This window comes from Streptomyces sp. NPDC096013, from assembly GCF_044763565.1.
Taxonomy (GTDB): domain Bacteria; phylum Actinomycetota; class Actinomycetes; order Streptomycetales; family Streptomycetaceae; genus Streptomyces.
In genome coordinates, this window is record NZ_JBIWGK010000001.1 from 173,085 (window position 1) to 190,852 (window position 17,768).

The 17,768-nt window shown below is 70.4% G+C and carries 16 protein-coding genes; 8 read left to right on the forward strand and 8 right to left on the reverse strand.

Annotated elements, in window-relative coordinates; genetic code table 11:
* The first annotated feature begins 3 nt into the window (after positions 1-3).
* Positions 4-852, forward strand: a complete 849-nt coding sequence (locus ACIRB1_RS00785; RefSeq protein WP_352178292.1) for a bifunctional 5,10-methylenetetrahydrofolate dehydrogenase/5,10-methenyltetrahydrofolate cyclohydrolase — start codon at positions 4-6, stop codon at positions 850-852.
* Here ACIRB1_RS00785 and ACIRB1_RS00790 read toward each other — a convergent pair whose 3' ends face one another.
* Positions 853-1,752 (reverse strand): CU044_5270 family protein, encoded by a 900-nt coding sequence (locus ACIRB1_RS00790; protein ID WP_403464023.1) that lies wholly within the window; start codon positions 1,750-1,752, stop codon positions 853-855.
* 138 nt (positions 1,753-1,890) lie between these two features.
* Positions 1,891-2,412, reverse strand: coding sequence for a sigma-70 family RNA polymerase sigma factor (locus ACIRB1_RS00795; protein ID WP_352178290.1), 522 nt, complete (start codon positions 2,410-2,412; stop codon positions 1,891-1,893).
* Positions 2,413-2,517: 105 nt separating this feature from the next.
* Between ACIRB1_RS00795 and ctaD the strand changes: the two genes are divergently transcribed.
* Both ctaD and ACIRB1_RS00805 read left to right on the forward strand, forming a co-directional pair.
* Positions 2,518-4,134, forward strand: a complete 1,617-nt coding sequence (gene ctaD / locus ACIRB1_RS00800) for a cytochrome c oxidase subunit I (RefSeq protein WP_403464024.1) — start codon at positions 2,518-2,520, stop codon at positions 4,132-4,134.
* Positions 4,135-4,139: 5 nt separating this feature from the next.
* Positions 4,140-4,481, forward strand: a complete 342-nt coding sequence (locus ACIRB1_RS00805) for a hypothetical protein (protein ID WP_403464873.1) — start codon at positions 4,140-4,142, stop codon at positions 4,479-4,481.
* Positions 4,482-4,545: 64 nt separating this feature from the next.
* Here ACIRB1_RS00805 and ACIRB1_RS00810 read toward each other — a convergent pair whose 3' ends face one another.
* On the reverse strand, positions 4,546-6,504 hold the full coding sequence (locus ACIRB1_RS00810; protein WP_403464025.1) for a ricin-type beta-trefoil lectin domain protein: 1,959 nt from the start codon (positions 6,502-6,504) through the stop codon (positions 4,546-4,548).
* A 199-nt stretch (positions 6,505-6,703) separates the two neighbouring features.
* Positions 6,704-7,102 carry a VOC family protein gene (locus ACIRB1_RS00815; RefSeq protein ID WP_403464026.1) on the reverse strand — a complete coding sequence of 133 codons (399 nt, stop codon included), beginning with the start codon at positions 7,100-7,102 and terminating at the stop codon, positions 6,704-6,706.
* 101 nt (positions 7,103-7,203) lie between these two features.
* Here ACIRB1_RS00815 and ACIRB1_RS00820 point away from each other — a divergent pair, with 101 nt between their 5' ends.
* The gene (locus ACIRB1_RS00820) at positions 7,204-8,190 is read left to right on the forward strand and encodes a helix-turn-helix transcriptional regulator (RefSeq protein ID WP_403464027.1); all 987 of its coding nucleotides are present in this window, start codon (positions 7,204-7,206) and stop codon (positions 8,188-8,190) included.
* Here the strand turns inward: ACIRB1_RS00820 and ACIRB1_RS00825 are convergent.
* From ACIRB1_RS00825 to ACIRB1_RS00835, 3 genes are all read right to left on the reverse strand, one after another.
* Positions 8,187-8,840: a TetR/AcrR family transcriptional regulator gene (locus ACIRB1_RS00825; RefSeq protein WP_352184794.1), complete on the reverse strand. Its 654-nt coding sequence runs from the start codon at positions 8,838-8,840 to the stop codon at positions 8,187-8,189. The genes ACIRB1_RS00820 and ACIRB1_RS00825 overlap by 4 nt on opposite strands.
* A 176-nt stretch (positions 8,841-9,016) precedes the next feature.
* Positions 9,017-10,873, reverse strand: coding sequence for a cellulase family glycosylhydrolase (locus tag ACIRB1_RS00830; protein WP_403464028.1), 1,857 nt, complete (start codon positions 10,871-10,873; stop codon positions 9,017-9,019).
* A gap of 85 nt (positions 10,874-10,958) precedes the next feature.
* Positions 10,959-12,926: a GTP-binding protein gene (locus ACIRB1_RS00835; RefSeq protein ID WP_403464030.1), complete on the reverse strand. Its 1,968-nt coding sequence runs from the start codon at positions 12,924-12,926 to the stop codon at positions 10,959-10,961.
* Positions 12,927-13,197: 271 nt separating this feature from the next.
* On the opposite strand from ACIRB1_RS00835, the gene ACIRB1_RS00840 reads away from it, so the two are divergent.
* A complete protein-coding gene (locus tag ACIRB1_RS00840; protein WP_403464031.1) occupies positions 13,198-14,385 on the forward strand; it encodes an XdhC family protein in 1,188 nt (395 codons plus the stop codon).
* Between the two features lie 190 nt (positions 14,386-14,575).
* On the opposite strand, the gene ACIRB1_RS00845 is transcribed toward ACIRB1_RS00840, so the two are convergent.
* The gene (locus ACIRB1_RS00845) at positions 14,576-15,079 is read right to left on the reverse strand and encodes a metallophosphoesterase family protein (protein ID WP_403464032.1); all 504 of its coding nucleotides are present in this window, start codon (positions 15,077-15,079) and stop codon (positions 14,576-14,578) included.
* A gap of 121 nt (positions 15,080-15,200) precedes the next feature.
* Here ACIRB1_RS00845 and ACIRB1_RS00850 point away from each other — a divergent pair, with 121 nt between their 5' ends.
* The 3 genes from ACIRB1_RS00850 to ACIRB1_RS00860 are packed head-to-tail and all read left to right on the forward strand — an operon-like array spanning position 15,201 to position 17,688.
* Positions 15,201-15,662: a MarR family transcriptional regulator gene (locus ACIRB1_RS00850; RefSeq protein WP_352184789.1), complete on the forward strand. Its 462-nt coding sequence runs from the start codon at positions 15,201-15,203 to the stop codon at positions 15,660-15,662.
* Positions 15,659-17,056: an MFS transporter gene (locus tag ACIRB1_RS00855; protein WP_403464033.1), complete on the forward strand. Its 1,398-nt coding sequence runs from the start codon at positions 15,659-15,661 to the stop codon at positions 17,054-17,056. The genes ACIRB1_RS00850 and ACIRB1_RS00855 overlap by 4 nt, the downstream gene beginning before the upstream one ends.
* A gap of 38 nt (positions 17,057-17,094) precedes the next feature.
* Positions 17,095-17,688, forward strand: coding sequence for a hydrolase (locus ACIRB1_RS00860; RefSeq protein ID WP_403464034.1), 594 nt, complete (start codon positions 17,095-17,097; stop codon positions 17,686-17,688).
* The last annotated feature ends 80 nt before the right edge of the window (positions 17,689-17,768 follow it).

A 17,768-nucleotide genomic window follows, 5' to 3' on the forward strand; every position in this document is an offset into this window, starting at 1 on the left:
ATCATGTCTCAGGCACGGCTCATGGACGGCAGCGCGCTCGCCCGGCGCATCGTCGAGGACACCGCGAAGAAGGCCGCCGACATCACGGAGCGCACCGGTACCGCGCCCTGTCTCGCGACGGTCCTGGTCGGTGCGGACCCGGCCTCGGTCACCTACGTCCGGATGAAGCAGAACCGCAGCCGCAAGGCCGGTATCGAGTCCCGGCACGTGGAACTGCCCGCCACCACGACCACCGCCGAGCTGGTCGCCACGCTCGACGGACTCTCCTCCGACCCGGCCGTGCACGGCATCCTGCTCCAGCATCCGATGGGTGAACACATCGACGAGCGGGCCGCGTTCGAGGCGATCGCGGCGGAGAAGGACGTGGACGGCGTCACCTTCGCGTCGTTCGCGACGATGAGCTTCGGCCTGCCGGGCTTCGTGTCCTGTACGCCCGGCGGCATCATGCGGCTGCTGGACGAGTACGGCGTCGACCCGTCCGGCAAGCGTGCCGTCGTCGTGGGCCGCAGCGCGATCCTCGGCAAGCCGGCGGGCATGCTGCTCCTGGCCCGTGACGCGACGGTCACCTACTGCCACTCGCGCACCCGGGACCTGTCCGAGGTGGTCCGCGAGGCCGACATCGTGGTCGCGGCGGTGGGACGCCCCCGGCTGATCCGCGGCGAGGACATCAAGCCGGGCGCGGTCGTGATCGACGCCGGTTACAACGCGGGCAACGTCGGTGACGTCGACTTCGACTCCGCCGTCGAGCGCGCCTCGCTGATCACGCCCGTGCCGGGCGGTGTCGGCCCGATGACGATCGCCACGCTGCTGGAGCAGACGGTGACCGCCGCGGCCCGGCAGCTCGGGGTGTGATCAGCGCGTCCACGCGCTGTACTCCATGACGTCCCCGGCCTTGACGCCGTACTCGGGCTGGTCCTTCGTGAAGGTGCTCTCCATTCCGAGGACGGCGCCGGTGGCCGGGTCCATGATCAGCATCAGCCGGCTGCCCGAGCGCCGGTAGACGTAAGCCTGCCCGCTCCGCCCGAGCCGGTCGGTCACCTCCCCCACCGGCCGCAGGCCGTCGACCCCCGCGAGCAGCCGCGCCAACGCGGCCGACTCACGCGCCCCGAGCGTCCAGTGGTCCAGCAACTCCCCCACGGCACCGAGGAGTTCGGGGGTGGTCAGCGGGGTCTTGCTGTACGCCGTCTCCTGGAGGTACGCCCGCAGTCCGGCCACGTCGTGCGGCGGCCGGGCATCGGGCGGGACATCGCTCCAACTCGGCGGATACGTCGTCTCCTTGAGGACATGCCCGTCCGCGACAAGGCGCTCCGTGTGGCTGTCGTCCGCGTTCCACCGCACGATGCGCTCCTCGGGAACGGTCACCGGCGGCTTGTCGTCGGACATGCCGAGACTCCACGACTGCACATGGGTTCCCCTGCGCAGAGCGGGAGTTCCGTCGGCCGCCACCGCCGCCGCGAGTGCGGCGAGCTGCTTCAGGGATACGGGCGTGGAGTGCGCCTGCACCACCAACGGCCGCGGAGCCGCCACCGCCGGCGTACCGCTCGGCCCGCCCAGCACGAGGGCGAGCACGGTCGCGGTGACGGCAGCACTGGCAGCGAGGCTCCACACCATGCGCCGACGCCGTGAACGCCGTTCACGCAACAGCAGGTTGAGCCCCCGCTCCGCCTGATGATCGAGCGGCCCGTCACCGTAGGGGACCCCCTCGCTGGTGAACGGGTTGGCGCTGCGCAGGAGTTCGAGTTCATCAGCCACGGCGTTGATCCTTCAAGGAGCTAGTGGCAGCACCCCGAAGGGGCGCGGGCGGCATCGATGTACGGCTCCGCCGCGTGGGCGCGACCGGCCACGACGGCGCGGCAGCCGACCGACAACACAGCGCGGGACCAGGAACGTTCAGCACCCCGAACCTCCCAGCACCGCGAGCCGGTCGATCTCCGCTCTCAGCCTCCGCCGCGCCCGATGCAACCGCATGGCCGCGGCCCGCACACCACACCCAAGGACCACGGCGACCTCCTCCACCCCCAGCTCCTCCCACGCCGTGAGCCGCAACACCTCCTGATCGGCCGACGACAACCGCGCGAGCGCCTCGTGCACCCAGCCGCCGGGGGCATCCGCGTCGGGACCCACCTCGACCTGCCGCCCATGCGCGACCTCGTCGTTGCCCAGCCGATCGACGAGCCGACGCCGCCGCCCGTACCCCCGCACCGCGTTGGCCAGGCAGTTGCGGGCCACCCCGTACAGCCAGGGCAGCGGAACCGCCGGCAGATCCGCACGGCGGCGCCAGGCGACGGTGAAGACCTCCGCCACCACTTCCTCGACCTCGCCGCTCCGCCCGTCCAGTCGCCGCGCAACATAGCGGCTGACCGCCCAGTAGTGCTCGCGATAGGCAGCGGCGAAGTTCTCGTCGTTGCTCATGTCCCGTTCGTGTCCGGCACCGGTGCGATCGTCACACCCGATTCCGTGATTCTCCTCGCGTCCGGCAAGTGTGACGCTCGGGCCGGGCGCGGACACAGGCGGGGCGTGAGAGACCTCAAGAGCATCAAGTGGCTGACGACCACGGACCACAAGACGATCGGCACGCTGTACCTGGTCACGGCGTTCGGGTTCTTCCTGATCGGTGGCGTCATGGCGCTGCTGATGCGCGCCGAACTCGCCAGACCGGGCCTCCAGATCATGTCCAACGAGCAGTTCAACCAGGCGTTCACGATGCACGGCACGATCATGCTGCTGATGTTCGCGACACCCTTGTTCGCGGGCTTCGCGAACTGGATCATGCCGCTCCAGATCGGGGCGCCGGACGTCGCGTTCCCCCGGCTGAACATGTTCGCGTACTGGCTGTATCTCTTCGGCTCCACCATCGCGGTGGGTGGCTTCCTCACCCCGCAGGGCGCTGCCGACTTCGGCTGGTTCGCCTACAGCCCGCTGTCGGACGCGGTCCGCTCACCCGGTGTCGGCGCCGACATGTGGATCATGGGTCTGGCCTTCTCCGGCTTCGGCACGATCCTCGGTGCGGTCAACTTCATCACCACGATCATCTGCATGCGCGCACCGGGCATGACGATGTTCCGCATGCCGATCTTCGTGTGGAACGTGCTGCTGACCGCCGTCCTGGTCCTGCTGGCCTTCCCCGTCCTCGCCGCCGCGCTCTTCGCGCTGGAGGCGGATCGGAAATTCGGGGCACATGTCTTCGACGCGGCCAACGGCGGTGCGTTGCTGTGGCAACACCTCTTCTGGTTCTTCGGCCATCCAGAGGTGTACATCATCGCGCTGCCGTTCTTCGGCATCATCTCCGAGGTCATCCCGGTCTTCTCCCGCAAGCCGATGTTCGGCTACATGGGTCTGGTCGCCGCGACCATCTCCATCGCCGGCCTGTCCGTGACGGTGTGGGCCCACCACATGTACGTCACCGGCGGTGTGCTGCTGCCGTTCTTCTCCTTCATGACGTTCCTCATCGCCGTGCCCACGGGCGTGAAGTTCTTCAACTGGATCGGCACCATGTGGAAGGGCTCCCTGTCCTTCGAGACCCCGATGCTCTGGGCCACCGGCTTCCTCATCACCTTCGTGTTCGGCGGCCTGACCGGCGTGATGCTCGCGTCCCCGCCGCTCGACTTCTCGACCTCCGACTCGTACTTCGTCGTGGCCCACTTCCACTACGTGGTCTTCGGCACCGTGGTGTTCGCGATGTTCTCCGGCTTTCACTTCTGGTGGCCGAAGATGACCGGCAAGATGCTCGACGAGCGCCTCGGCAAACTCACCTTCTGGACGCTGTTCATCGGCTTCCATGGCACCTTCCTGGTCCAGCACTGGCTGGGCGTGAACGGGATGCAGCGCCGGATACCCGACTATCTGGCGGTGGAGGGCCTCACGACCCTCAACACGGTGTCGACGATCTTCTCGTTCCTGCTGGGCCTGTCGATCCTGCCGTTCCTCTACAACGTGTGGAAGACGGCCAAGTACGGCAGGAAGGTCGAGGCCGACGACCCGTGGGGCTACGGCCGTTCCCTGGAGTGGGCGACCTCGTGCCCGCCGCCGCGCCACAACTTCGTCACGCTCCCCCGCATCCGCAGCGAGTCCCCCGCCTTCGATCTCCATCACGCCGATATTCCGGCTCTGGAACGGGAGTTGACGTCCCGGTGACCGCGATGGACGAGCACCCCGTCGATACCCGGGCCTTCCTCAACGACATCGAGGGACATCTGCTGATCGCCGCCGCCCACGCGGAGGGCCGTACCGCCGCCGCCCGGTTCACGGCGCGGCTCGACTGGCTCACCGACGGGCAACGGGCCGAGGTGGAGCGGGAGTTCGAGGCGGAGTACCTGGCTCTCACCCGGCTGTCGTGGCAGCGGACGGCCGAGCGGGGCCGTCACCTGCGGGAGGAGTACGAGGAGACGTACCGGCGACTGCGGCAACGCGCCCTCGCCTGCTGCCTGTTGGCGTGCGCCCTGCTCGCGGCGACCGGCCTGGTCGCCCTCGCGTTCCCCTAGGCACGCGTGTCCCGCCGGTCCTGACGACCGGCGGGGCGATGTGCCGACAGGCGGCCCGGTACGGCTATGTCAGCGTCCATTTCTGGTTGTCGGCCGTGCCGCAGGTCCACAGGATCAGCTGGGTGCCGTTGGCCGTGGCGGCGCCGGACGCGTCCAGGCAGAGGCCCGCGTTGACGTTGGTGAGGGTGCCGTCGGAGTTCACGGTCCACTTCTGGTTGTTCTGGCCGTTGCAGTCCCAGATGACGACCTTCGTGCCGTTGATGGTGCCGTTGTTGTAGGCGTCCAGGCACTTGGTGCCGTAGACCACGAGTTCCTTGCGGGAGGTGTACGTCCAGGCCTGGTTCTGGCCGCCGTTGCAGTCCCAGATCTCGGCCTGGGTGCCGTTGGTGATGGTGTTGTTGTAGACGTCGGCGCAGCGGCCGGACTGTTTGCCGACGACCAGGGAGCCGTTCGTGCCCGGGATCGGCTGGACGTTGACGGCCCCCAGGGTCGGGAGTGAACTGCCGCTCAGCGTGAGGGAGTTGGCCGATCCCTTGGACAGGTCGGCCTGCACCGAGACGGTGCCCGCGCCGGAGCCGGTCGGCGGGAAGGAGACCGTCGTGGCGGTCTGGCCGTTGACGGAGAGGGTGCCGGTGACGGCCGTGGACCCGGTGTTGGTGTAGGTGACGTCGACGACGTTCAGGCCGGTGTTCGCCGCGTTGACGCCGGTGTACTTGCCGGTGGAGGTGGCGGTGTAGGTGGTGCTCGCCGCTTCGGTGCCGCCGCTGATCTTCAGGAACACGGAGCCGCCGGCCGGGACGCTGGCCGTGTAACTCGTGCCGTAGGTACCGATGTTCGTGCGGGACCACAGGTCGCGGACGGTGGCGGACGCGGTGGTCAGGCCGAGGTCGGACCAGCGGACGGTGATGTTCTGGGCGGCGGAGGTGCGGTTGAGGAGGGTGACCGCGCGGTTGCCGAGGCCGGAGAGGACCTTGCCGTAGACCTGGAGTCCGGTCGTGTCCTCGGCGACCTTGACGCCCTGGAGGCCGCGCGGGTCCTGGTCGACCGCGATCACCTCGGGGTTGGTGAGGATGCCGGTGGTCTCGGTGGTGAGGGTCGTGAGGTCGTTGCCGGCGAGGAGGGGGGCGCCGGAGATCGCCCAGAGCGCCATGTGGGTGCGGTTCTGGGTGGCGGTGAGGCCGGGCATGCCGACCATCAGCATGTCGGGGTCGTTGTAGTAGCCCGTGTGCTGGGCGGTCGGGTGCAGGCCCTGGTCGAAGTTGGAGAGCATGTTCGTCGTCGACGGCGAGTTGCCGTAGTAGATGATGTCCGTGCTCGTCCGGTACATGGGGGCGAGGCCGGGGGCCCAGTTCCAGGGGTTCTGGTTGCCCCAGTTGCAGATCGAGAGGGTCAGCGCGCGGCCGGTGGTGGCCGTGGCCTTGGCGACCGAGGCGCTGATCGCCTTGTACGCGGTGGCCGCGTCGAGGCCCTCGGCGTCGCCGCCGCACCAGTCGACCTTCACGAAGTCGAAGCCCCACTGGGAGAACTGGAGCATGTCCTGGTCGTAGTGGCCCTCGCTGCCGGTGTTCGCGGCGGCGGGGCGGCCCGTGGGGTAGTAGTAGCCGCATCCGTTCGCGCCCGCGTCGGTGTAGATGCCGGCCTTGAGGCCCTTGCTGTGGATGTAGGCGGCGATGGCGCTCATCCCGCCGGGCCACTCGCCGGTGTCGACGGTGATGTTGCCCGCGCTGTCCCGGGTGCCCTGCCACCAGCCTTCGTCGATGTTGATGTACTTGTAGCCGGCCGCCGGGAGGCCCGAGGCGACGAACGCGTCGACCTGCTGCTTGATGACGGTGTAGTCGATCTTCGACGCGAAGCTGTTCCAGGAGGCCCAGCCCATCGGGGCGGTGGGGACGGCGATCTGGCGGGTCGTCGAGGCGACCGGGGCCGCCCGGAGGGGGTCCACGGGCGAGGGTCCGGCGATGAGAAGCAGGGTGACTGCTGCTGCGGCCATCGCCAGGGCGCGCAGGACGAGGGTGCGAAACATACGGCTCCTTTGCCGATATTTTCGAGATCTCGAACGAGGATCGGGTTACCGAACCAGACGGCGCGCTGAAAGTAGAGCCACCGGAGAACTAAGTCAACGGCTGTGACACGAGGGGCACTTGGCGTCCCCCGCTCGTGATCCAGGGGGCGGGATATCGTCCGGCGCGGGCCGGGGTCGCGCCCGCGCTCGACGAGTACGCCTAGCGCGCCTGCCTTCGCAGCGCCTCGGGGGTGACCGGCGTGAAGAAGTTGATCAGGTTGCCGTCGGGGTCCCGGAAGAGGAGGGACCGGTTGCCCCACGGCATCGTCGTCGGCTTCTGGACGAACGCGCAGTCGAGGGCTGCCAGCCGCTCGTACTCGGCGTCGACGTCGGCGACGCGGAACTCGGTGATCACCGAGTGGTTGGCGGCGGGGCGCGCGGAGCCGGTGCCGAACAGGGCCACCGTATGCGTGCTCGCGATGGCCAATGTGCAGGCGGGCGTGGTGAGTTCGGCGAAGTCGGGGGTCGACCAGGTGGCCGTGACGCCGGTGACCTGTTCGTAGAAGCCGACGAGGCGGGCCACGTCGTCGGTGATGACACGGATCGAGACGAAGTTCATGAGGGTCTTCCTGTCGGATGCGGTGCCGCGTGAAGGGGCGTCTCTCACGCTAGGACCAATACCGGACAGCTTCCGCCCGGTATCCGAGGCAGACTTTCCGGGTGACCACTTCGACCGCGCGCGTGCTCGCCCTGCTGGAGATCCTCCAGGGCGGCGGCCTCCGTACCGTCCCCGACCTGGCCGCCCGGCTGGACGTCGACGAACGCACGGTGCGCCGCTACGTCGGCCATCTGCTGGAACTGGGGGTGCCGGTCGACTCGGTGCGCGGTCGCCACGGCGGCTACCGGCTCGCTCCCGGCTATCGGATGCCCCCGCTGATGCTCACGGACGAGGAGGCCCTGGCCGTGGTGCTGGGGCTGCTGGCAGGCCGGAAGGCGGGGCTCGTCACCACGTCCACGGCAGCGGGCGAGAGCGCCACGGCGAAACTGCTGCGGGTGCTGCCCGCCGCCCTGCGCCGACGGCTGGACGCCCTGCTGGACACGGCCGACTTCACCGCGCAATCCCGTACCGCCAACGCCCCGGAGACGGGCGTGCTCCTCGAACTCGCCGAGGCGGCGCTCCACCGGCGGCCGGTCGCCCTCGCCTACACCGACCGGAAGGGCCGGGCGAGCGACCGTACCGTCCTGCCCTACGGCCTCGTGGCGCATGCCGGGCGGTGGTACCTGACCGGCGCGGACCCCGTCGACAGGGAGGTGCGCACGTTCCGGCTGGACCGGATCACGGGCCTGCGCGTGGAGTCGGGTTCGTTCGACGTCCCGGCCGATTTCGAACCGGCGGCCACGGTGCTGGACAGCCTCGCGAGCACGCCGTGGACGCACGATGTGGCGGTGCGGATCCAGGGCGGTGTCCCGCACATCCGCGCGCATCTCCCGCCCGGGATCGCCACCCTGTCCGCACCCGCGGGCGCGGCGGACGACGACTGGGTCCACGTCCGGATCCGGGCCGAGCGGCTGGAGTGGATCCCGGCCGTGCTCGCCGCCGTGGACCGGCCGTTCGTCGTCGAGCGTCCGGCCGCTCTGCGTGATCTCGTCCGGGCACTGGCCCGCCGCCTCGACGGGTACGCGGCGGCCGACGACGTCTCGAACTAGCCGTCCCAGCCCGGCGGTTGCATGATGCCGAGCAGTTGCCGGACGAGTTCCTCGACGACCTCGTCGAGCGTGGCGTCGACCCAGCCCGCGCTCCAGTCGTGGAGGAGGCCGTTGACGCTGCCGATGAAGGCCGTCGCGGCGATGCGGTAGTCGCGGCGGGCCGCTTCCCCGCGCAGGGCGGCGGCCCTCGCCTCGCCGCAGATGAGGTTGATCCAGCGGGCGCGGCGGGCCAGCCGCTGTTCCTCCAGCCGGGGGCTGACGCCGATGATCTCGACGAAGGTGATGCGGATGCGGCGCGGATCGGCGGTGACGTTCGCCGCGTAGGCCTGGAAGATCGCGGTGGAGCGCTCGGCGATCGGCAGGCCCTCGGCGGCGGTGAGCGCGGTGAGGACGGCTTCCTCGGCCCAGTCGTTGACCCGGAGGTGGAGAGCCGCAAGCACGTCCTCCAGGCCGCGGAACTCCTCGTAGAACTGCCGGGTGGACAGGCCCGCGGCCTCGCTGAGCGCGGCGACGGTCGTGGCGCGGTAGCCGGGGGTGTCGCCGAACAGCTGGAGCGCGGCGTCCAGGAAGCGTCCGCGCCGCTCGGCCTGCCGCTCCTCGGCGGACTTGCCGCCGTAACGACCGGTCGGCGCCTTGAGCCTGCCCGCCACTGTCACACCCCTGTCTCGTTGTCCACCGGCCAATCTTGTCGTGTCCGTGGTCTTGCGGAAAAGAGCACTCCTTCCTCACTTCTCATCAAATTCACTCCGAATCTGTGTTTGTTCGGATGTCTTCACATGTATACGAAGGGGCGCCGGCCCAGGGGAAGACCGGCGCCCCGTGGTGCTCAGCTGTGTGCCGCCGCCCAGGCGGTCAGTTCGGACCTGGCCGCGTTCAGGAGGGTCGAGGAGGGGCTCGTCGCGCCGTTGGTGATCAGGGCGTAGTGCAGGGTTCCCGAGCCGGTGGCGGAGAGCAGCAGGCGGTGGCTGCCGGTGCCGCCCGGTTCGCCGGCGTAGCCGACGGGGGTCGACGACGTGTACGCCGGCACGCCCGAGACGGCTCCCAGGTCGGAGACCACGGTGGTGGACGCGGCCGGGAAGGACGCCGGGAGGTGGAGTTCGGTCGGCGCGGTGGAGCTGTTGGAGCGCCACATGAGCAGGCCGTACTGGCCGGAGCCGACCAGTGAGGAAGTGTTCGGGAGCGAACTCGGGACCGGGTTCCAGGTGAGGGTCGTCGAGCCGTCGCGGGACCGGTCCTCGTAGGTGAAGGCGACGGTGGTGCCGGCGGTCGCGCTCGGGTAGATCCGGTCGAGCAGCCGGGCGTCCTGACGGAGTGTCACCGTGCCGGAGGCGGTCATGTCGACGGCGGAGAGGTCCTCGTCGTTCCAGGCGTCGCCGGAGGTGAGCACCTTGTCGGGGTTGTCGTTCATCAGCTCGTCGTGGCGGCCGTTGTAGATGTCCCACTGCCATTGCGTGCCGGAGAGGACCGGACCTGAGCCGGCCGGGTTGGACCACCAACTCGACCCCGGCAGGCGGGAGTCGAGGGCCTGGTACATCGCCTTGAGGACAGTGGGCGCCTTGCCCGCGACGGTGCCGGACAGCGGATGCCCGAACTCGCTGACGATGGCGGCGGTGCCGGCCGCGGCGGCCCGGTCACGGACCGTCCCGAAGTCGGTCGCGTACTGCCCGTCGGCCGCGTTGCCCCACATCAGGATGCCGGAGATCGCCTTCTGGTCGTAGAAGTGGGTGTTGAAGACGTACCGCGGCCCGAGCGTGCCCGCGTCGAGGAGTCCGCCCTCCTGCACCTGGGTGGAGATGTTGGAGTTCCAGAACAGGTTCGGCTCCACGAGCGCGGGCTTGGCCGTCCAGCCGGCCGCGTCCATCCGGGCCCGGAACTTCACATAGAACGGCCAGAGGAGGTTCTGCTCCCACGTACGACTGGTCTGGCCGGAGTCATAGGTGCCCGCGAAGGGCTCGTTGTACGGGTCGAAGCCGACGACGCCCGCGAACTCGTCGGTGGTCAGGTGCTGTTGGATGTACGTCATCGTGGACTGCGCGGTGACGAGGAAGGCGTCCTGGACGCCGTAGTTGTTGTGCCAGAAGTCGTACTGCGCCTTGGTCACGGCCGAGTTCTGGGTGATGTTCTGGCCCCAGAAGAGGCAGATCCCGCAGGACTCCTGGGGATAACTCCCCAGCGCCACGGCCCACTTGGGGGCGCCGTCGCCCGTGTACCAGCTGCCGGTGTTGAACAGGTAGCGGGAGTAGAGGTCCTGGTGGAAGTCGGGGTAGACGCGGATGCCGGCGTCGAGGAACGCCTGCATCTGCGCGGTCGCGGCGGCCAGGTAGGTGGTGTCGACCTGGCCGCGTACGGGTTCGGCGTGCGCCCAGGACAGCAGGAAGCGGACCGAGTTGCCGCCGCCGAGGGCACGCAGCGCGGTGGCGGACTTCTTCGCGTCGGCGACCGACGCGAAGGGGAGGCCGCTGTTCTCCTCCAGTTTGGTCTCACCGGAGACGTTGTAGCCGCGCAGCACGACCTGGCGGCCGTAGCCGTCGACGAAGCCGCCGTTCTGCACAGTCAGCGGTGAGCCGTCGAACCAGAGGGAGTCGGTGGGGGTGGCGGCGGAGGCGGGACCCGCGCCCGCCACCGACAGGAATCCGCAGAGGACAACCAGGATCACGATCAAGCGCGCCCGGACATTCGTCATGTCCACTACAGTCCGGGGAATTCCGGACACTGTCAACACTTCTGACTCACGGGTAAGTATGCGCGCCACCAGCCCTGTTGACACATCAGGAGAGCCGACGCGTCACGTGCAACAGATACTCCTTCCGGTTCAGCGGGTTGTGATCCGTGCGCGCCCGCTCCGGTACGACGCCCTGCGCGACCGGGGCATAGTGGTCGAAGGCGCTCTCCCACTCGCCCTCCCCGCGCGTCAGCCCCGGCAACTGCCGCTCCAGCCCGTGCACATGAGCCGCCGGCACCTCGCCCTCCAGCACACAGAGGTCCCCGTGCGTCTCCGTGGTCTGCGGTACGGCGCGCACCGCGGCCAGCACCGGCAGCAGGGCGGCGAGGGTGTCGGCCGGGGCCTCGGCGCGGAACCGGTGCAGCGGCTCGTACACCTGGCTCCCCGCGCGCCGCAGCGCCTCGACGAGGACCAGCGGGGTCAGGCCGCGGAAGTCGGCGCCGGTGCTCGACATGCTCTTGTCGAAGCCCTGGTGGGCGTGGCTCTGCCGGGCCGAGTAGCCGGAGTGCGTCATGGTGACCACGCAGTCGGTGACCTGCCAGCCGTGCAGCCCCTGCCCGAGCGTCTCGCGCACGGTGTCCTCGACCGCCTTGAAGAAGGCGTACGGCATCGCGCCCAGCTCCACCTCCAGCTCGAAGCGGACGCCCGAGCCGACCGGGCCGGGTGCGACGCGCAGGCCGACGGTGGCGAGGAAAGGGTTCGCGTCCTTCTTGTTGTACTCGACCGCCTCGCCTGTCCCGATGGGCCGCTCGATGCACAGCGGAGTCGTCTCGCGGAAGGTGACGTGCACCCCGAACTCGTCGGCCAGGGTGTCCTGGATGACCTCCTTCTGGACCTCGCCGTAGAGGGACACGGCGGTCTCTCCGCGCACCTCGTCGTGGCGCAGGCCGATCAGCGGGTCCTGTTCGGCGAGGCGGGTCAGCGCCAGGTGCAGGGCGCGGCGGTCGGCGTCCGGCCCCGGGACGACGACGGTCTCCAGGGTCGGCGGCGCGAAGACATGCCCGACCTCCTTGTGCGGTACGCCGATCGAGTCGCCGATCCGGATGTCCCCGAGCCCGCGCAGCCTGCCGATCCGGCCCGCCGGGACCGCGTCGCACTCGGCGTCCGTGCCGTGGTCGAAGACGCTGATCGCGGTGACCTTGCCCTCCTCGCCAAAGCCGCCGAAGGTGATCCGGTCCCGGATGCGGAGGGTGCCGGAGAACATCCGCGCGTAGGCGATCTTCTCCCCCGCGAGTCCACGTTCGACCTTGAACACCGTGCCGGAGAGCGGGCCTTGGGGGTCGCCCTCGGCGGCCGGGAGGAGTTCCTCGATGCCGGTGATCAGCGCGTCGACGCCGGCGCCGGTGATGGCGGAGCCGAAGTAGACGGGATGCACGAGGACTTGGCGGGTCTGGGCGACGAGGGCCGCGCGCAGGAGGTCGTGGGACAGGGTGTTCTCGACATAGGCGGTGAGCAGTTCGTCGTCGTGCTCGGCGAGGACGGCCGGGGCACGTTGGTCGAGACCCGGAACGAACCGCGCGTCACGTGTCCCGAGGCCGTCGACCGAGCCCATCGGTACGACGGCGGCCCTGAGCCGCTCCGACATCTCCGGGAGGAGGTCGTCGTAGCGCGCCCCTCGTCGGTCGATCTTGTTGACGAAGAGGAGGGTGGGGATGCGGAGCCGCTGGAGCGTGCGCATCAGGACACGGGTCTGCGGCTGGACGCCCTCGACGGCCGAGACGACCAGGACGACGCCGTCGAGCACGCCCAGGACGCGCTCCACCTCGGCGATGAAGTCCGGGTGGCCGGGGGTGTCGATGAGGTTGACGGTCACGTCGTCCACCGGAAAGGAGACGACGGCCGACTTGATGGTGATACCGCGTCGCCGCTCCAGCGCGAGGGTGTCGGTACGAGTGTTGCCCGCGTCGACGCTGCCGATCTCGTCGATCACGCCGGCCGAGTGCAGCAGGCGCTCGGTGAGGCTGGTCTTACCTGCGTCGACGTGCGCGAGGATGCCGAGGTTGAGCAAGTGCACCTGGTGTCATGTCCTTTGGTGAGGGGGGCTTTCCTTCCTGGGCGGACATGAGGGGTGCGCGCATCTCAGGGCTCCTTGGTGGTGATGGCTGGTGGGTAGTGGGTGGTAGTGCAGCAGGCGGGGTGGGGTGGGGGCAACGGGATTTCGGCGGGGCGGGCTCAGGGCCGGTGCACGCGAGGGCCGGGAGGTCGGCGCGTGGCGTTCCGGTTCGGGTGAGGGGCTGGATGCGACGCTTGCGGCGTTCCGGCGGTGGTGGTGACAGGAGCCGAGCATGCGTGACCTTCTCCCGGTACTGAGCGGCTGGTACGCCGCGCGGGCCCCGTTCGGCCTGGCCACGGTGGTCGCCGTCAGTCGCAGCGCGCCGCGTGATCCCGGGGCGGCGATGGCGGTGGGGCCGGGTGACGAGGTCGTGGGGAGTGTGTCGGGCGGGTGTGTGGAGGGGGCGGTCTTCGAGCTGGCGCGGGAGGTCGTGGCCGGCGGCGAGGCCCGGTTGGAGACCTTCGGGTACAGCGACGCGGACGCCTTCGCGGTGGGGCTCACCTGCGGCGGGGAGATCACCGTGCTGGTCCGGCCGGTCTCGCCCGAGGTCGATCCCTCGTTCGGGGCGGTGGCCCGGTCGGTCGCCGCGGGTGAGCCGGTGACGGTGGCGACGGTGGTCGACGGGCCGGCGGTGCGGGGGGCCACGCTCGCCGTTTGGGCGGAGGGGGCGGGGGGCGATGGTGGTGGTTCCGGGGGGACCGGTGCCGTCGGGGCTTCTGGAACCCCGACCCGGCCCGGCACTGCCCGCACTCTGGGCACCCTCGGCACAAGCGGCCTGGACATCGCGGTGGCGGCCGACGCCCGTGGTGAACTCGCCCTCGGTGCAACCGGGTTGCGGCACTACGGGCCTCATGGTGAGCGGCGTGAGGATTCCGTCAGCGTCTTCCTGCACTCCTTCGCTCCGCCACCCAGGATGCTGGTCTTCGGCGCGATCGACTACGCGGCGGCGGTCGCCCGCATCGGTGACTTCCTCGGCTACCGGGTCACCGTGTGCGACGCCCGGCCGGTGTTCGCCACGCCGCGGCGGTTTCCGGCGGGTGTGGAGGTGGTCGTGGACTGGCCGCACCGTTATCTGCACGGCACGGACACCGACGAGCGGACGGTGATCTGCGTTCTGACCCACGACCCGAAGTTCGACGTACCGCTGCTGGAGGAGGCGCTGCGCCGGCCGGCCGCGTACATCGGGGCGATGGGCAGCCGCCGTACGCACGACGACCGTATCCGGCGCCTGCGCGAATCCGGCCTGGACGAGGGCGAGTTGGCCCGCCTGCGGTCACCGGTCGGGCTGGACCTCGGCGCCCGTACACCCGAGGAGGTGGCCGTGTCCGTGGCCGCGGAGATCATCGCGCTGCGATGGGGCGGGACGGGAACGCCGTTGACGGGGACGGCGGGGGCGATCCATCGGGGCGCGGGGCGGTGACGCGGGCGGTGCCGTACCCGGCGGCGTCGGCCGCCCTCGCCAACAGCAGCCGTTGGACGGGCAGTTGGGCCGGACCATCCGGAACCGCGAGGTGCGCAGTCCGTAGCCGGGCCACCCGCCCGCGCTGAGCATCCCCTCCGCGAACCGCCCTCGTCCTCCATTGGACCGGCGACCGCTCCCGCCACGGCGGTCAGCTTCTCGGCGGCAACCGGTGCAGCACGACGTCCGTCAACGCGCCCGCGTCCACCCTCGCCGTCATGTATGTGCAGTACGGCTGCCGTCGCCGGTCCGTCGGAGAGCCCGGGTTCAGCAGACGCGGCCTGCCCGCGGCCGTCGTATCCCAGGGAATGTGGCTGTGCCCGAAGACCAGCACGTCCAGGTCGGGAAAGCGCGCCGCGCAACGCGCCTCGCGGCCCTGGGCGGGGCCCGTCTCGTGGACGGCGCCGAAGCGCAGGCCGTCGAGTTCCACGTGGGCCACTTCGGGGAGCCGGGCGCGCAGGGCGGGGCCGTCGTTGTTGCCGTGGACCGCGACGAGCCGGCGGCTGCGGCTCTCCAGCAGGTCGAGGGTGGCGGTGTCGACCCAGTCGCCGGCGTGGAACACGACGTCGGCGCGCGGGAGTTCGGCGAGGAGCTGCGCGGGGAGTTCCCTCGCGCGCTTGGGGATGTGGGTGTCGGACATGAGCAGCAGACGCACGGTCTCAGGGTAGGGGTGCGGCCGTCGTTCCGGAGGAGTCGGCGGGGCCGTACGAGATCTACAGTCCAGACTGTTCAGTCGTGGCTGGACAGTTTGCCCTGGCCAGTTCTACGGTGGAGGCATGGCACATGAACCCCTGGAGACACCGGCGGGCGTCTCCGACTCGGCGGCGCGGTCCGCCCGCGATCTGCGGGTCGTGCTCAGTCGGCTGCGCCGCAGGATCCGGGAGGTCGCGACCGACGAGGACCTCACCCCCTCACAGGAGTCGGCGCTCACCCTGGTCGGCAAGCACGGCGCGGCGACTGCCAGCGCCCTGGCGTCCGCCGAGGGGGTCAGGCCGCAGTCGATGGCCGCCACGCTCGCCGCCCTCGACCAGCACGGCCTCATCCGCCGCAGCCCCGACCCCGACGACGGCCGCAGGCACCTCGTCACCCTCACCGAGGCCGGCCGCGCGCGCATCGAGGACAACATGCAGGTGCGCTCCGAGTGGCTGGCCCGCGCCTTCGAGGACCGGTACACGGAGCAGGAGCGGCAGACCATCCTCAAGGCCCTGGGGCTGATGGAACGGCTGTCGGAGCAGTGATACCGAAGCTCACCCTGGCGCCGCGGGCCGCACGCCCCGCGCCGAGCGGCTTCGACCGGCGCCTGATCGCGCCGATGGTCCTCGGTTCCGTACTGAACCCGATCAACTCCTCGATGATCGCCGTGGCCCTCGTGCCCATCGGGGTCGCCTTCGGGGCCCCGCCCTCGGAGACGGTGTGGCTGGTCTCGGCGCTGTATCTGGCCACCGCCGTGGGGCAGCCGGTCATCGGGCGGCTCGTCGACATGTACGGACCCCGGCGTCTCTATCTCATCGGTACGGCCCTGGTCGGCATCGCCGGTGTGGCGGGCGCCCTCGCGCCGTCGCTCGGCGTGCTGATCGCCGCCCGGGTCCTGCTCGGGTTCGGCACCTCGGCCGCGTATCCGGCCGCGATGCAGCTCACCCGCAGCGAGGCCGAACGCACCGGCAAGGACAGCCCCGCCGGTGTCCTCACCGCGCTGGCCGTCTCCGCGCAGACGGTGTCGGTGATCGGACCCACGCTCGGCGGCTTCCTCATCGGCGTCGGCGGCTGGCGCGCCATCTTCACCGTCAACGTGCCGCTGTCCCTGGCCTGCCTGGTCCTCGGCGCGCTGCGACTCCCGAAGCCGGGCAAGGAGACCGCGGAGACCCGGCGCGACGTGGACCCGCCCGGCATGCTCCTGTTCGCGGTGACGCTGGTCTCGCTGATGATGTTCCTGACCGCCCCGAAGCTCTCCGAGTGGTATCTCCCGGTCCTCTCCGCCGTCGCGGCGATCGCCTTCGCGCGGCGCGAACTGCGCGTCCCGGAACCCTTCGTGGACCTGCGCGTCCTCGGCGGCAACCTCCCCCTGGTGACCACCTACGTCCGCCAGTTCCTCGCGTACACGACGTCGTACGCCTTCCTCTACGGCTACACGCAGTGGCTGGAGGAGGGGCGCGGGCTGCGGGCCTCCACCGCCGGGCTCATCCTGCTGCCGCTGTCGGCCACCGCGCTCGGCGTCTCCTCCCTCACCGGGCGCCGTGAGGCGGTCCGCGCCAAGCTGCTCGTCGGCGGTGCCGTCCAGGTCGTGGGCTGTGCCTCGCTGCTGCTGGTGAACTCCGGCAGCCCGGTCTGGCTGCTGCTGGCCGTCGGCGCGGTGCTGGGCGTACCGCAGGGCCTGCTCGGGCTGGCCGGGCAGAACGCGCTGTACCGGCAGGCCGAGCCCACGCGCATCGCGTCCGCCGCCGGGCTGCTGCGCACCTTCATGTACCTGGGCGCACTGGCAGCGTCGGCGGCCACCGCGGCCTTCTTCCCGCACCGCGCCGACACTCCGGGGCTGCACGGCCTGGCCCTGTTCATGGCCGTCGGGTCGGCGCTGCTCCTGGCGATCACCCTGCCGGACCGTTCGCTGCGCACCCTCACCCCGCAAGCCGCCTGACCCACGCAATCCCCCGTATCTCCTGAAAGGCCCCTCCCATGGCACTCACCACGCTCGACCCGCGTACCGCCCTCGTCGTGATCGACCTCCAGGGCGGCATCGTCGGCGCCCCGACCCAGCCGTACAGCGGTCCCGAGGTCGTCGCACGGACCGTCGAACTCGCCGACGCCTTCCGGGCGGCCGGCCTTCCGGTGGTCCTGGTCCGGGTCAGCTTCGCCGAGGACGGCGCGGACGCCGTGCCCGGCCGTACCGAGCAGCAGCGTGCCGGCGGCGGGGCCCGTCCCGAGGGCTGGGACGTCATCGTGGACGATCTGGCCGGGCACCCCGCCGACATCCGGATCACCAAGCGGAACTGGGGCGCCTTCCACGGCACCGACCTCGATGTGCAGCTGCGCCGCCGCGGCGTCACGCAGATCGTGCTGACCGGCATCGCCACCAGCATCGGCGTCGAGTCCACCGCCCGCGCGGCCCACGAGCACGGCTACCACGTGACCCTGGCCACGGACGCGATGAGCGACCTGGACACGGTCGCGCACACCCACAGCATCGAGCGGATCTTCCCGCGCCTGGGCGAGACGGGCACCTCCGCCGAAGTCCTGGAACTTCTGGCCAAGACCCACGGCGTGAGCTGACTTCCGCCGACGCCGGGTGAACCGTTGCCCAACACCAGCCCAATGGGCGGCATCGGGACGGACCGGGTTAGCATCAGCCC

Coding starts and splice junctions, on each gene's coding strand:
- ACIRB1_RS00785 (WP_352178292.1), top strand. CDS start 4: ATGTCTCAGGCACGGCTCATGGACGGCAGCGCGCTCGCCCGGCGCATC.
- ACIRB1_RS00795 (WP_352178290.1), bottom strand. CDS start 2,412: ATGAGCAACGACGAGAACTTCGCCGCTGCCTATCGCGAGCACTACTGG.
- ACIRB1_RS00805 (WP_403464873.1), top strand. CDS start 4,140: ATGGACGAGCACCCCGTCGATACCCGGGCCTTCCTCAACGACATCGAG.
- ACIRB1_RS00810 (WP_403464025.1), bottom strand. CDS start 6,504: ATGTTTCGCACCCTCGTCCTGCGCGCCCTGGCGATGGCCGCAGCAGCA.
- ACIRB1_RS00815 (WP_403464026.1), bottom strand. CDS start 7,102: ATGAACTTCGTCTCGATCCGTGTCATCACCGACGACGTGGCCCGCCTC.
- ACIRB1_RS00830 (WP_403464028.1), bottom strand. CDS start 10,873: ATGACGAATGTCCGGGCGCGCTTGATCGTGATCCTGGTTGTCCTCTGC.
- ACIRB1_RS00840 (WP_403464031.1), top strand. CDS start 13,198: ATGCGTGACCTTCTCCCGGTACTGAGCGGCTGGTACGCCGCGCGGGCC.
- ACIRB1_RS00850 (WP_352184789.1), top strand. CDS start 15,201: ATGGCACATGAACCCCTGGAGACACCGGCGGGCGTCTCCGACTCGGCG.
- ACIRB1_RS00860 (WP_403464034.1), top strand. CDS start 17,095: ATGGCACTCACCACGCTCGACCCGCGTACCGCCCTCGTCGTGATCGAC.